13 protein-coding genes and 1 tRNA gene are annotated in these 13967 nt (G+C 73.5%); 7 read left to right on the top strand and 7 right to left on the bottom strand.

The features are described from left to right. The first annotated feature begins 34 nt into the window (after nt 1-34). Nucleotides 35-1303, top strand: a complete 1269-nt coding sequence (locus ACFVS6_RS09780; protein WP_389702505.1) for a cytochrome P450 — start codon at nt 35-37, stop codon at nt 1301-1303. Nucleotides 1304-1461: 158 nt separating this feature from the next. On the opposite strand, the gene ACFVS6_RS09775 is transcribed toward ACFVS6_RS09780, so the two are convergent. From ACFVS6_RS09775 to ACFVS6_RS09760, 4 genes are all read right to left on the bottom strand, one after another. Next, entirely contained in the window at nt 1462-2241 is a 780-nt protein-coding gene (locus ACFVS6_RS09775; protein ID WP_389702271.1) for an anti-sigma factor domain-containing protein, read from the bottom strand. Next, a complete protein-coding gene (sigK, locus tag ACFVS6_RS09770; protein WP_389702269.1) occupies nt 2241-2810 on the bottom strand; it encodes an ECF RNA polymerase sigma factor SigK in 570 nt (189 codons plus the stop codon). The genes ACFVS6_RS09775 and sigK overlap by 1 nt, the downstream gene beginning before the upstream one ends. Further along, nucleotides 2803-3033, bottom strand: coding sequence for a hypothetical protein (locus ACFVS6_RS09765; protein ID WP_389702268.1), 231 nt, complete (start codon nt 3031-3033; stop codon nt 2803-2805). The genes sigK and ACFVS6_RS09765 overlap by 8 nt, the downstream gene beginning before the upstream one ends. A gap of 298 nt (nt 3034-3331) precedes the next feature. Then, entirely contained in the window at nt 3332-5038 is a 1707-nt protein-coding gene (locus ACFVS6_RS09760; RefSeq protein ID WP_389702267.1) for a ricin-type beta-trefoil lectin domain protein, read from the bottom strand. Nucleotides 5039-5219: 181 nt separating this feature from the next. Here ACFVS6_RS09760 and ACFVS6_RS09755 point away from each other — a divergent pair, with 181 nt between their 5' ends. Together ACFVS6_RS09755 and ACFVS6_RS09750 are read left to right on the top strand one after the other, a co-directional pair. Beyond that, the gene (locus ACFVS6_RS09755; RefSeq protein ID WP_389702265.1) at nt 5220-5870 is read left to right on the top strand and encodes a TetR/AcrR family transcriptional regulator; all 651 of its coding nucleotides are present in this window, start codon (nt 5220-5222) and stop codon (nt 5868-5870) included. Between the two features lie 74 nt (nt 5871-5944). Then, entirely contained in the window at nt 5945-6889 is a 945-nt protein-coding gene (locus ACFVS6_RS09750; protein ID WP_389702263.1) for a serine/threonine dehydratase, read from the top strand. A gap of 18 nt (nt 6890-6907) precedes the next feature. On the opposite strand, the gene ACFVS6_RS09745 is transcribed toward ACFVS6_RS09750, so the two are convergent. Next, a complete protein-coding gene (locus ACFVS6_RS09745) occupies nt 6908-7351 on the bottom strand; it encodes a universal stress protein (RefSeq protein ID WP_389702262.1) in 444 nt (147 codons plus the stop codon). A gap of 202 nt (nt 7352-7553) precedes the next feature. Here ACFVS6_RS09745 and ACFVS6_RS09740 point away from each other — a divergent pair, with 202 nt between their 5' ends. Further along, nucleotides 7554-7913 (top strand): hypothetical protein, encoded by a 360-nt coding sequence (locus tag ACFVS6_RS09740; protein ID WP_389702260.1) that lies wholly within the window; start codon nt 7554-7556, stop codon nt 7911-7913. 100 nt (nt 7914-8013) lie between these two features. Here the strand turns inward: ACFVS6_RS09740 and ACFVS6_RS09735 are convergent, their stop codons facing one another. Beyond that, on the bottom strand, nt 8014-10335 hold the full coding sequence (locus tag ACFVS6_RS09735; protein ID WP_389702258.1) for a hypothetical protein: 2322 nt from the start codon (nt 10333-10335) through the stop codon (nt 8014-8016). After that, nucleotides 10335-10409 (bottom strand) — tRNA-Ala (locus tag ACFVS6_RS09730). Before ACFVS6_RS09730 ends, ACFVS6_RS09735 begins: the two co-directional genes overlap by 1 nt. A 427-nt stretch (nt 10410-10836) precedes the next feature. Between ACFVS6_RS09730 and ACFVS6_RS09725 the strand changes: the two genes are divergently transcribed. From ACFVS6_RS09725 to ACFVS6_RS09715, 3 genes are read left to right on the top strand one after another with little or no spacing between them, the layout of a single operon-like run. After that, a complete protein-coding gene (locus ACFVS6_RS09725; RefSeq protein ID WP_389702256.1) occupies nt 10837-12177 on the top strand; it encodes an ABC transporter substrate-binding protein in 1341 nt (446 codons plus the stop codon). 59 nt (nt 12178-12236) lie between these two features. Next, on the top strand, nt 12237-13112 hold the full coding sequence (locus tag ACFVS6_RS09720) for a carbohydrate ABC transporter permease (protein ID WP_389702504.1): 876 nt from the start codon (nt 12237-12239) through the stop codon (nt 13110-13112). Then, complete coding sequence (locus tag ACFVS6_RS09715) at nt 13109-13957, top strand: carbohydrate ABC transporter permease (protein ID WP_389702255.1); 849 nt, start codon at nt 13109-13111, stop codon at nt 13955-13957. Before ACFVS6_RS09720 ends, ACFVS6_RS09715 begins: the two co-directional genes overlap by 4 nt. Nucleotides 13958-13967: the final 10 nt, after the last annotated feature.

Here is a 13967-nt window from a genome sequence, read left to right as displayed (position 1 = left end):
CGGCGTGTCGTCCACCCAACCGTCCGTCCCGCCCGTGTCGCCGCCCGGTTCATCGGCCGTGCCTTCCACCGGCGACGCCCCGTACGTCATCGATCCGGCCGGTGGCTGCCCGCACGCGCTCGACGCCCGGCTGCGCGCGCGGGGCGCCGTCGCCGACGTCGTCCTGCCCGGTGGGGTGCCCGGCGCGGTCGTCCTCGGCCACGAGGCGCTCAAGGAGTTCCTCGCCCACCCCGACACGGCCAAGGACCCCCGGCACTTCCCCGGCCTGCACGACGGCACCGTCCCCGCCGACTGGCCGCTGCGCGTGTTCTCCAACGCCCGGGGCATGCACACCGCCGACGGCGCCGAGCACCGCCGCCTGCGCTCCCTCGTCGGCAACGCCTTCACCGCCCGCCAGGTGGAACGCCTGCGCCCGCGCGTGGAGGAGCTGACCGACACCCTCCTCGACGACCTCGGCCGGGCAGCCGCCGCCTCGCCCGACGGCGTCGCCGATCTGCGCACCCACTTCGCCCTGCCGCTCCCGATGGGCGTCATCTGCGAGCTGCTCGGCGTGGACCCCGAGCACCGCGACCGCCTGCACCGACTGTCCAACACGGTGATCGTGTCGACGGACACCACCCCGGCACAGGTGACGGCCGCCGTGCACGAACTCGTCGAGCTGATGGGCACCATCGCCGCCACCCGGCGCCGGGACCCCGGCGAGGACCTCACCAGTGCCCTGATCGCCGCGCGCGACGGGGACGGGGACCGGCTCACCGAGGCCGAACTCATCGGCACCCTGCGGCTGGTCCTCGTCGCCGGACACGAGACCACGCTCAACCTGATCAGCAACGCCGTCCGGGCCCTGTGCACCCACCGCGACCAGCTCGCCCTCGTCCTGTCGGGCAAGGCCGGCTGGTCGGACGTCGTGGACGAGACCCTGCGCTGGGACTCCCCGATCAGCTGGTTCCCGTTCCGCTACCCCGCCCGAGACCTGACCGTCGGGGGAACGGTGATCGCGCGGGGGACCCCCGTCCTCGCCGGGTACACCGCCGCCGGACGGGACGCCTCCTTCCACGGCCCGGACGCCGACCGCTTCGACGTGACACGCCCCGGCGCCGCCCGCCACCTCGCGTTCGGGCACGGCGCCCACTACTGCGTGGGAGCCCCGCTCGCCCGGCTGGAGGCCACCATCGCCCTGGAACGGCTCTTCGCCCGCTTCCCCGACCTCGACCTGGCCGTTCCCGAGGCCGACCTCCCCCGCCAACGGAGCTTCATCGGCAACAGCGTCGAGGCCCTGCCGGTCCGCCCCGCCCGGGCGTAGGACCGGGCGCCGGTGCCCGGCGCGGCGCCATCACGCGGGCCCGGGCCTGTCGTCGAAGTCCCGTCCGCCTCGCGGTGTCCGGCACGCCGGGAGCACGAGCACGCACCTGGGCACCGCGAGCCGCCCTCCGGGCCACGACGGGACCTCGACGACCGGCGCTACGCCGTCGGGAAGGCCAGTACGACCAGGGGGTTCGACGTCGGCGCGGGCGAGCCGCCCGCCGGCTCCTCCGTGACGCCGATCCCGGTGGCTCCGCCCACCGGGCCGGCCAGCAGCGCCGGGGCGTCGGGCCGGGCCGGGTCCATGAGCCCCGCCGGACGCATGCCCCTGCCGGGGTCGTCGAACCACAGCTGGTACACCCGCCCCGGCGGCGGGGCAGCCATCCCGGAGGGCACGAACACGGCCCGGTTCCGGTCCCGGGAGACCACCACCGTGCCCGTCCCGCCGTCCGCCACCCGGCCGCTCGTCAGCCGGGCGTCGGGGGCGGACAGCACCTGCGCGAGCGCCGCCGCCCGCGCCTCGACCCGGCGCGCCTCCTGCCGGGCACCCTCGGCCTCCTGGAACTGCCACACGGCGACCCCGCCGAGACCGGCGGCAGCCGCCAGGCATGCCGCCAGGGCCCACCGCGCCCACGGCCGCCCGGCCCGGGCCGCGTGCCGGGCCGGTGACCTCGGAGCCGTCGCCCCGACCGGATCGTCGTCCGGGACGGGCCCGGCCGGTGCCTCCCGGATCCGGCGCAGTACCTCGTCGCGCAGTCCCGGCGGCGGCTCAACCGACACGGCCGCGCCGAGCAGCGCCGCCGTCGCCGCGAACTCCCGCACCTCCCGGGCGCAGTCCGGGCAGGTCGCCAGGTGCGCCTCGAACGCGGCGCGCTCCGCCGGCGGCAGCGCGTCCAGTACGTAGGCACCCGTCGCCTCGTGCACGTTCTCCGTACTCATCAGCCGCTCACCCCGAGACAGTCACGCAGTCGCAGCAGGCCGTCCCGCAGTCGGGTCTTGACGGTGCCCAGCGGCACGGACAGTGCCTCGGACACCTCACGGCAGGTCAGGCCCCGGTAGTACGCCAAGGTCACCGACTGGCGCTGGATCCCGGTCAGCGAGCCCAGGCACCGCCGCACCCGTGCAGCCTCGTCGCGCTCCAGCGCCGCCTCGCTGACCTCGTCGAACTCGGGCAGCGCGGACTCCAGCCGGGCGGCACGCCGTTCCCGGTCGGTCGACGCCTGGGCCGACCGGACCCGGTCCACCGCCCGGCGGTGGGCCATCGTCAGCACCCAGGTCCGTACGCTGCCCCGGTCGCTCCGGTAGCGCCCCGCGGTGCGCCACACCTCGACGAACACCTCCTGGGTCACCTCCTCGGCCTGGGAACGGTCGCGCAGGACCGCGAGCGTCACGCCCAGTACGCGCCCGCACACCGCCTCGTACACCGCGCCGAAGGCCGACTCGTCGCCCTCGGCGACCCGGCCGAGCAGGACGGCGAGGCCTTCGTCGGCCCGTGTCGCGTCATTCACGGACCGATCCTCCGGGATCCGCACCCATTCCCTCGCATCCACAGGTCTCTACGGCGATTCGGAGCCGCCGGTCCGCCGGATTGGTTCCGTCCGCCGGTCCGTCGGCCCGGCCCGAAGGCCGCCGCTTGCGCAATTCCACCACGCCGTCGGCGAGCCGGTCCCACAGATCGCCGGCCCCGGGCTGCTCGGGGCCGGTCTCGGACGCGTCGGACACGTCGGTCACGTCGGGTGCACTCCTGTCGGCCGGTCGGCCTCGCGGCCCGTTGACGTCGGAAAGGGGCGGGCACCGGATCGCTCCGGTGCCCGCCCCTGACCATGGCCGGGCCAGTGAACCCAGCGCCTCCGCCGCACGGTGCCCGTTCGGTCGCGGCTCCCCCTCACGGGGAGCGGGATTCCCCCGGGAGGGTGATCGCGACACGTGGTGCGTGCGGACGGGGGACGGGTCGTGTAGCGCGACGGGTCGCGGCCGGTCGGGACCGGCCGCGACCCGGCACCGCCGGATCGCGCGTCGGCCCGGACCGTCAGACGGGCAACGCCCAGGCCTGGTCGGGCCGGTGGTCACCGCACTCCTCCAGCCGCAGCCGCTCGGCCGGGGCGTCGGGCGTCGCGGCGGCCGCCGGCGCCGTCAGGCACAGTCCGCTCGCGCCGTGGACCAGGGCGCCGTCGCGCCGGTGGCTCCAACGCTGGTCCGCACGCGCTCCGTTCGCGCAACCGGCCAGCTCGACGAGGTCGTCCCCACCCGCCGTCAGGCATTCGCCGGCCAGCAGCAGTCGCCCCTGCTCCCCGAGCGTCCAGCGCTGGTCCGCGCCGGCGGTGCAACCGGCCAGGACGACCGCGCCGACGCCGGTGGTGTTGGCCCCGTCGGCGCACTTGGAACCGTTGCCGACGATCTGGCCGGTCGGTACGGCGTCGCCGCAGCCGCGCGGGGTGAGCCGCCACACGACCGTGTCGTGCGCGTCGAGCCGCCCGGTCAGCGAGGTCGACACCTCGGTGCTCCCCCCGTCCCACAGGTTCTTCGCGTCCACCGTGCAGGAGTGCAGACCGATGTCGGCCAGCGGCACGGAGACGTTCCGTGCGGTGCCGGAGCGGTTGAGGACCGCCACGGCGCGGTCACCGTTCGCCAGCGGCCGGGCCAGCACCTCGAAGGTGGCGTTGGAGGAGACCACCGCGCCCTGCCGGCCGAGTCGGTCCTGGTCCAGGGCGATCAGATCGGTGTTGCCGAGCGCGGCCAGCCCCTCCGGGGTCAACTCCGAGACCTCGGAGGACAGGATGAACGGGGCGGCCATCATCGCCCACAGTCCGACCTGGCTGCGGCTCTCCGCCGGCGTCAGTCCGGGGGCTCCCGCGATCAGGAAGTCGGGGTCGTTCCAGTTGCCGGGGCCCGCGTACCGGCCGAGCCAGCGGTTGTACCCGTAGTTGCCGAGGACCGAACTCCACCGCGAGGTGGCGGGAGCGGCGGGGTTGTAGACCTTGATGTCCCGGCCCTCGCGCCACAACTGGCCCGTCTCGCCGACCCAGTCGAGGACCTTGTGCCAGTCGGAGCCGCCCCATTCGCCCTGCTGGAAGTAGGCGGGCGCGGAGGCCGAGAGCACCATGGGCCGGCCGCTGTCGCGCAGGGCCTTGGCGACGGCGTTGTACGCGTCCCGGTAGGCCTCCTCCTTGGTCTTGCCCGGCGGCACCCACAGGTTGCAACCGTCCATCTTCACGTAGTCCACGTTCCAGGACGCGAACAGCCGGGCGTCACGGGCGTAGTTGTCCGGGCCGCCGCCGTCCGGGGACCCGCTTCCCGGGTACTTCTCGCACGTCAGGTAGCCGGCGTCCTCGTAGATACCGAACTTCAGCCCCTTGCCGTGCAGGTACTCGCCCAGCCAGGTCATGCCGTGCGGGAACTTCTCGCTGTCGACGACCAGATTTCCGTCCGCGTCACGGCTCTTGAGCATCCAGCAGTCGTCGATGGTGACGGTGTCGTAGCCCTTGGCGGCGAGGCCGGTGGACACGAGCGCGTCGGCGTTCGCGACGACCGTGGCCTCGTCGATGTCGCACATGTGGTGCGCCCAGTTGTTCCATCCCATGGGCGGGGTGAGCGCCAGCGGGGTGTCCGAGGTCGCGGTGGGATCGGCCGGGGCGGCGCCGGCCGCCGCGGCGGAGGCCGGGACGGGGCACAGGCACAGGGCGAGCAGGGCGGCCGCGGTCAGACAGGGGAGCGACGCACGCAGGCGAGGCGGCACGGGGTCTCCTTGACGTGGGGGGCGTACCGACGGGCAGTCGTGCGCCCAGTGCAGCGATGTGACTACCCGCTGTCAACACAAGTCGTCGGATATGGCTCGATGACCAGCAATATGGCCGTAGTCGGCATCACGCCAAAGTGGTGATACGCCGTATGTGCCGATGGCTGATACGGTGTATCTCATGCCGAGAAGATCAGCCTCCCTGGACCGCGCGACCCCCGGGGCCATCGCCGAGGCCGCCCTGCGGATCCTCGACGAGGAAGGGCCCGGACAGCTGAGCTTCCGCGCCCTCGCCGGTCGGCTCGACGTCTCCCACGCCACCGTCCAGCGCCGCTGCGTCGACCTCGCCGGACTGCTGGACCTCTGCACCGAGCATCTCGCCGCGCAGCTCCCCGACGTCCCCACCGGCACCGGTTGGGCCGAGGCCGCCGAGCTGCGCTTCGGCGCCCTGTACCGGCTGCTCACCGCCCACCCGGGGCTGCTCGTGCTGCGCGGCGGCCGCCCCTGGCTCGGCCGCCAGCTGCTGGCCCGGTTGGTCGAGCCCGCCCTCGCCGACAGCGTCGCCGCCGGAATGAGCCCCGCCGAGGCGATGACGGTGTACCGCCGCATGTACCTCCTCACCCTGGGCAGCGCCGCCTTCGTGGACCACCGGGATCCGGCGGCCGCCATCGCCGCGTCCCGGACCGCGCTCGCCGCGCTGGACCCGGCCGAGTTCCCGGTGCTGGCGGGCGCGACGGCCGACGTACTGCCCCCGCTGACCGACCACGAGGTGTACTACGGCGCCCTGCGCCAGCTCATCGCGGCGGCCGCGCCCGCCGAGCGGGCCCGCTGAGCCGGTCCGCCGAGTCGCCCCGCGGACCTCGCAGCCCCACCCCCCAAGTCCCTTCACCGGAAAGGCAGTCAGCCATGGAACAGCAGCTCGACCTCGCCGCCGTCCGCGCCGCCGCCGACCGACTGGCCGGCGCCGTCCGGCCCGTGACCGTCGTGCCCGCCGCCGAAGGCGTCTGGTACGCGCTGGAGTACCTCCAGCACACCGGCTCCTTCAAGGCCCGCGGCGCCCACAACTTCCTCGCCGCGCACCGTGCCGCCGGCTCCCTGCCCGCCGCCGGCGTGACGATCGCCTCGGGCGGGAACGCCGGCATCGCCTGCGCCTGGGCGGCCCGCGCCCACGGCGTGCCCGCGACCGTGTTCCTGCCGGTCAACGCCCGCCCCGTCAAGGTGGAACGGCTGCGCGGCTACGGCGCCGACGTACGCCTCGTCGGCGACCGGTACTCCGAAGCGCTCGCCGCGAGCCGGCAGTTCGCGGCCGCCCACGGAGCCCTGGCCAGTCACGCCTACGACCATCCGCTGATCGCCGCGGGCGCCGGAACGCTGCTGGACGAGATCCGCGACGCCCTGCCCGGCCTGGACGCGGTCGTCGTCGCGGTCGGCGGCGGCGGACTCTTCGCGGGAATCGCCACGGCGGCGCGCGAGCACGGCGTCCACGTCACCGCGGCCGAACCCGAGAACTGCCGGGCCCTCAACGCCGCCCTGGAGGCGGGCCGACCGGTGGACGTCCCGGTCGAGTCCGTCGCCGCCGACTCCCTCGGCGCCACCAGGGTTTCGGCCGACGCGCTGGCCGCCGCCCAACGGGGCGGCGTCGACTCGGTGCTCGTCACCGACGCGCAGATCACCGCGGCCCGCCGGGAACTGTGGGAGGAGCACCGGATCGTGGTCGAGGCGGGCGCCGCCACCGCCCTCGCCGCGCTGCGCACCGCACCCCGGCCGCCGGGCAAGCGGATCGCCGTCGTCCTGTGCGGGGCCAACACCGACCCCTCGGACCTGACGGCTCCCGCGTCCGGGGAGGCGTAGCCGGGAGCCGACTGTCCGTCAGGCGTCGTGACGGACCACGACGACGCTGCTGGCCGCGTACTGGACCACCTGCTGACTCACCGACCCCAGCAGTGCGCCCTTGATCCCGCCGTAGCCGCGGGTGCCGACCACCGTCAGCTCCGCCTCCCGCGACGCCTCCACCAGCACCTGGCCCGGCGAGCCCCGCTCGACACGGCGGAACACCGGCACGCCGGGCGAGGTGCCGACCGCCTCGGCGACGGTGTCCGACAGCTTCTGCCGCGCCGCGTCCTCGGCGTGCACCAGGTCGGCCTGCTCGGCGGTGCCCACCGCGAACGGATTCGTGTTCCAGTCCCAGCTCATGACGGCGTGTACGCGGCCGCCGGTGGCCTTGGCCTGGGCGACGCCCCAGCGCAGCGCCTCCTTCGAATGGTTCGAACCGTCCACACCGACGACGATCAGAGGCTCGACGGGCTCACTCACAGGGGGTTCCTCTCGTTTCGTCCGGATCGTCCTTCTCCTCTTGTATACACGGCCCCGGGGGCCCGACCGCGAACGGCGACCCCGAACGACGATCGTTGCGGCGGCCCGAGACTTTCGGGGACAGCCCGCCGACACCACCCGCTGCGAAGGTCGGTACGTCACGGTGAAGGGCACCGGACACGGTGGACTCGGAGGAACGGGCGTGGCTCAGCGCAAGGGTTGTCTGATCGGTTGCGGCGTGGCGTTGGTGGTGGGCATCGGCCTGGCCGTGGCGCTCGTCCTCGGCGCGGGGAAGCTCCTCGACATCGCCGACAAGACCCTGCTCGACCCGAAGGTCTACGAAGCCGTCCGGATCGGCGACCCCGAGACGGAGGTCCGCGCCAAACTTCCGTCGGGCGACAGCTTCGTCAAGGAGGCCCTGAAGGAAGGCGGCCCGGCCGAGCCCGCCGGCAGCACCTGCGCCTGGTACCTCTCCAGCACCGACAACAGCAGCTCCGACGTGCTGCGCCTGTGCTTCAAGGACGGGAAGCTCGCGGACAAGGCCGCCTACCGCATGAAGTAGACCACCGCCGGGGTGAACCCGAAGTCCGCCGGGCGCGGGTCGGCGAGGCCGCCGACCCGCGTGTCGATCCGCTCCGGCGCTCGCGCAGGGCCTCGGCGTGTCAACGCCGCGGTACCTCCCGGCGCCCCGGCACCTCGACGCGGCACATCCAATGCCCGTCGGTGCTCCAGCCCAACAGCCGCCGGGCCGCGCCGCCGTCGGCGGTGCCGTCCGGACCGAACGCGCCGCCGCCGGCCACCAGCCGGAGCCCGGCCAGGGCCGGGGCCAGGCGGGCCCGGACGTGCGCCGGGCGCAGGGCTGCCTCCGCGTCGATCCCGGCCAGCGCGGAACGCCGGTCCGCCTCCTCGCACAGCGAGAGGTGGAACAGCATCTGGCGCCAGGCGTACGCCGCGTCCTTGACGGCGGACAGCGGACGGGGGTTGCCCTCCACCCGGGCCACCGACCGGCACACGGCGTCGAAGCAGTCGCCCGCCAGACCCGCCCAGCCGGGCATCGGCGCGATGCCGGCCCGGGCGACCAGGGTGGCGAGGTTGTGGGTCGTGAGGATCTGAGCCTGCTCGATCACCGTGCCGTTCACGGCCGTCCCCCAGGAGCCGCCGCTCCCCGCCCGCTCCACGCACATCCGTGCGAAGTCCGGCGCGGTGCGGGCCCGGTTGACGCCCGCCGCCCGATCGGCCGCGCGGGCGACCGCCATGCGGCGCACCGCCGCGCAGTCGATGCCGTAGTAGCGCGCGTACAGACTGCCGTCGAGGAGTTCCGCGGCGATCCGCGCGGCCACCAGGAACTTGGGCGTGAACGAGCCCGTGAAGATGTCGGCGGCCAGTTCCTCCACGAACGGGGCGCCCAGCTCCGCCTGTTCCGCGAGCTGCGACAGCTCACGGACCAGCGGGTTGGGCAACAGCGTCGCGGGGAAGGCCCGGACGGCCAGTTCGCCGAGCCGGCGCACCGCCTCGTGGGCGGGCTCCCGGACGTCCTCGCCGTCGCCGCGGTGCCCGGAGACCGCCCGGATCCAGGGGAGTTCCTCGATCCGTACCTGGTGCTCCAGGTCGAGCAGGAGCAGGGACCTGCGGTTGCGGAAGGCGCGGTACGCCGCCGCCATCAGGGTCCGCAGTGAGGCGTCGGCGTACCGTTCGGCGGTCACCGCGGCGACGAGTTGCGGAACGAGGCCGGCCAGCACCTCGGCCGAGGGCACCACCCCTTGCTCCACGAGCACCTCCAGCGGCGCGCTGAGCGCGCCCGCGACGGCGGCCCCGATCGCGGGCGGGATCGCCGCGCCCACGGGCAGGCCCGTCTCCCGAGCCTCCCGCGCGGTCACGGGAACCAGCGGGGACTCCACGTCGGGCGTGCCGCCGTCCTGGTCGAGCCGGGAAATCCGGCGCAGCACCAGGGCGGCCAGCGCGTGGTGCGCCGGCAGCCCCGCCTGGCGGGCCTGGACCTGCCGCAGCCGGACGTGCCCGGGGGAACCCGGCAGGCCGCGCTTGGCGACCATCGAGGTGACGGCGACCTCCAGGAGACCGCCGAGTCGGGGCGTCAGGGCGCGGCCCGCCACCTGCTCCTCCAACGCGCGTCGTAGGACGGCGGCGTTCGACTTCGGGTCCAGGTGCTTCGTGCAGCGGGTGTGCTCGGCCGCGAGTGCCCCGTAGCGCGCCAGCAGGGCCGCTCCGGCCGCGTGCCAGTGCGGGCCGGGCGCGCCGCCGTGTGCCTCCAGGCGGTGGGTGAGCAGTTCGTCCTCGAAGGGACGCCAGACGGCCAGCGCCTCGCGCTGGGTTTCCACGGCGGCCTTCGGCCTGCGGCGCCCGAGCGCGGCCGAGGCCTCGCCGACGGTCCACCGGTGCACCGAGTCCGCTCCCGGCGCGGGACGCTCCGCGGGCCGCGGGGTGAAGCGCAGCCGGTCGGCGAAGGGCTCCAGCACGCCGACGAGTTCGGCGGCGGCCTCGAAGTCCCCGGCCCGCACCAGCCACGCGACGGTCGCCAGCGCGGCTTCCTCCGGCAGGCGCACCTCGTAGCAACCGCTGTCCAGCAGGGCCCACAGGTCGCGCAGACCGTCCTCGGTGAGGCAGTGCGCGAAGAGGGCCGCACGGGTGGCGGGGAGGCCCGCGCGACGGGCGGCCTCCTGTTCGTGGGGCAGCAGCGGCCCGCCCGCGGAGGGGGCGCCGGTGGCGAAACCGCCGGTGACCACAACGGGGGTGACCCAGGCCGGGAGTCCGGCCACGGGGGTGCGCGACCCGACGGAGAGGGTGCCCCGGGCCATGCCCGACAGGACGTCCTGCCACTGCCGGATCCGGGTCGCCGCCCGCTCGCGCGTGGCCGTGTCCGGGTGGGTCGCGGCGGTGCGCCGGGCCCTCGCGAGTCGGTCCGCCGCGTACGACGGGGAGACGGACGGGAACGGGACGGGCGGCTGCTGATCAGCGTTGGCGTTCATGGCCGGCGTGGCAGGTTCCGCCCCTGCGCCCCCCGGGAAGCAAGCCCGGTGCTCTGCTGCTGAGCTACACGCCGTGGTGTGTCGGTCCCGAACCTAGCCGGACGACCCTCCGCGTTCAACGGATATTCCGGCGCGCGGCGGTGGACGAACGGCCGTCCGCGGGTTCCCGCGCGGACTCGGCGGGTATCCCGGCCCGCTTCGATAAACCGCATTGGTGCGGAGCGTTCCGACCATCGACAAGAAGTCAAAGACCGCCCGGCAATCGGTCTCCCGAGCAAAGCGCGGCAGTGCCGGGAAAGATCGGAACTAAAGCGCATCAGTCCAGATGGGGGCAGGTGGGGGACAGTGTTCCGGAGGGTGCTTCGCGTTCCCTTCGGGGCGGGGGACGTACGCGTCGTCGGCCAAAGGGATTTCGGGCACGTTGACGGGCTCCGGGATAGCGGACAGCGTGGGCACCGCCCTCCGGCGACGAGGCCGGAACTTCCCCTGAAAGTGGCGGAGATGACTCGTTCCCAGGCGGCACGAACAATCCTCACCACCCTGCTGGCGGGTGGCCTCCTCTCCTTGTCCGCGTGCGGCCTGAGCGGCGACGGGGGCGCGGCGGAGCGCAAGGAGGCGGAGCGGACGGGGACCGTGTCCGGCGGCATCACCTTCCGCACCCTCCAGCTGAAGCCGAAGTTCACCGGCTACGTCCAGGGCGTCATCGACTCCTTCGAGCAGCGGTACCCCGACGTCACGGTGAAGTGGGAGGACGTCCCGGGCGACGGGTACAACGAGAAGCTCGTCGCCGACGCGCGGGCCGGGGCCCTTCCCGACGTGGTGAACCTCTCCACCGACTCCTTCCAACTGCTGGGCGACCGCGGCCTGCTCGCCGACGTCTCCGCGCTGGACGGCGAGGTCGCCGAGGACTACGTGCCCGGTGCCTGGGAGCAGTTCAAACTCCCCGGCCGGGGCGACGGCGTGTACGCCTACCCCTGGTACGTGACCCCCGAGATCCTCACCTTCAACACGGAACTCTTCGAGAAGGCAGGTCTCGACCCGAGCCGACCACCCACCAGCGTCGAGCAGTTCTTCGACCAGGCCGAGCGGATCGCCGCCCGCTCCGGCGGCCGGTACGCCGCCTTCATGGCCGACCCCAAGGGGCGCCTGCCCGGGGACTGGCAGAAGATGGGCGTCCCGATCCTCAACGAGCGGCGGGACCGCTTCACCTTCGACACGGACAAGGCCGTCGAATGGGTCGAGCGGATGAAGGACCTGTACGCCAAGGGCGCCATGCCGAAGGAGTCCCTGCTCAAGTCCGACGACATCAACCAGCTCTACGGGGGCGGCAAGCTCGTCTTCGGCCCCGGCTCCCCGGGCTTCGTCAAGGACATCCGGCAGAACGCCCCGCAGGTCTACGAGCGCACCCGGGTCGCCGGCGCCGTCACCGGCAAGCTCGGTCACATCGGCATCTACGCCCAGGCCCTCGGCATCCGGAAGGACACCGAACACCCCGACGCGGCGGCCGAGTTCGCGAAGTGGGTCACCAACGGGCCCAACCAGGTGGAGTTCTCCCGGAAGGCCACCATCTATCCGTCCAACGCCCGGGGTCTGGCCGACCCGTACTTCTCCGACCGGGGCGACGGCAAGGACGCCGAGACGGTGGCCCGCGCCGTCGGGGCCGAACAGCTGAGGACCGCCGCGCTCGACGCCAACACCCCCGTCCAGTGGACCAGTCAGGTCGGCGACGCGGTGGTGCGCGAGATGCAGAAGGCCATCCAGGGGGAGCTGGACCCGAGGACGGCGGTGCGCAGGGCCCAGGAGGAGGCGAACGAGCTACTGTCCGCCGCGGCCCGCCCGTGACCGTGAAGGAGGGGGCGGCGGGGGCCGCCGCCGCCCGGGGCACCGCGTCCGATGAGGGCCTGCCCCACCGGACGTGGTGGGCGCCCTACCTCTTCCTCGCCCCCGGGCTGGCCATGGTGGCCCTGTTCAGCGTCTGGCCGTTCGTCAACACGGTGATCCTGTCCTTCACCGACGCCCGGATCCTGCGCGGCGGCGGTTTCGTCGGCCTCGACAACTACACCCGCGCCCTCCGCGACCCGGACTTCTGGGTGGCCACCGGCAACAGCGTCCTCTACCTGGCCGTCGTCGTCCCCTGCCTGGTCCTGTTGCCGCTCGCCCTCGCGGTCCTCGTCCGCACGAGGCTCCCCGGCATCGGGCTCTTCCGCTCGGCCTTCTACACGCCCGTGATCGCCTCCGCCGTCGTCGTCGGCCTGATCTGGCAGTGGGTGCTGCGCAGCGACGGACTCGTCAACACGGTGTTCCGCAAGCTCGGCGTGGTCTCGGAGCCGGTTCCGTTCCTGACGGACAGCACCATGCTGCTGGTCTCGGCGATGATCGTGACCGTGTGGAAGGGCCTCGGCTACTACATGGTCTTCTACCTGGCGGCCCTCGGGAACGTCCCCGCCTCCCTCCACGAGGCCGCCGCGCTCGACGGCGCCGGGCCCGTACGCCGCTTCTTCAGCATCACCGTCCCCCAGGTCAAACCGATGATGCTGCTGGTCGGCACGCTCTCCGCGATCTCGGCGCTGCGCGTCTTCACCGAGATCTACATCCTCGGCGGCGAGAGCGGCGGTCCCGGGGGCGGCGCCCGCACCCTGCCGTTCCTGATCCGGCAGGTGGGCCTCGGCTTCTCCGGCGAGACCGGCTACGCCTCGGCCATCTCCCTGCTGCTGTTCCTGCTGACCCTGGTCTTCAGCCTGCTGGGCCACCGCCTGTCGAAGGGGGACGAGAGTTGACGGACCCGCGCGTCCGGGCGGACCTGCGCCGCCGCCTCCTCGGCCGCACCGGCCGCTACGCGACCCTGCTGCTGATGCTCGTGGTCATGCTCGGTCCGATCGTCTGGCAGTTCCTGACCTCGATCCGAGGCCGTACCGAGAACGTGTACGACGGCGTGCTGCCGTCCCGGCCCACGCTCGACAACTACGTCCTGGTCGCCGAGTCCTTCCCGCTGCTCCATTACGTCGGCAACACGTTGACCGTGGCGGCCCTGTCCGTCACCTCCAACCTGTTGTTCGCGGCGATGGGCGGATACGCGCTCTCCCGGGCCGGTTGGAAGGGCCGCAGGAGCGTCTTCACCGTCCTCGTGGCGACCCTGATGTTCCCCTTCGAGTCCGTGATGATCTCGATGTTCCTGACGGTGCGGGGGATGGGCCTCGTCGACACCCTCATCGGGGTCTGGCTGCCCGGAGCCGTCTCCGTCCTCAACATCATGATCATGCGGGCGGCCTTCCTGTCCGTGCCCCGGGAGATCGAGGAGGCCGCGGTCCTCGACGGCGCGGGCGAGTGGACCCGCTTCACCCGCGTCTTCCTGCCCTCCGCCAAGGGTGCCCTCGCCGTCGTCTGCATCACCAGCTTCATGGGCGCCTGGGACGACTTCCTGTGGCCGCTCCTCGTCCTCACCGACAGCGAGCACTACACCCTCCAGCTCGGCCTCAAGACCCTCGCCGGCGCCACGACCACCAGCGACCAGCGGACCATCGCCGCCGGGGCCATGGCCGCGCTGATCCCGATGATGCTCCTCTTCTTCGCCCTCCAGCGTTACTTCTTCAAGGGTGTGGCCGAGGGAGCCGTCAAGACCTGATCCGCCGGCT

The organism is Streptomyces sp. NPDC057939 (assembly GCF_042887545.1).
Taxonomy (GTDB): Bacteria; Actinomycetota; Actinomycetes; order Streptomycetales; family Streptomycetaceae; genus Streptomyces.
The sequence above is the reverse complement of the archived record's forward strand: the minus strand, read 5'-3'. Positions and strand labels throughout refer to the sequence as shown.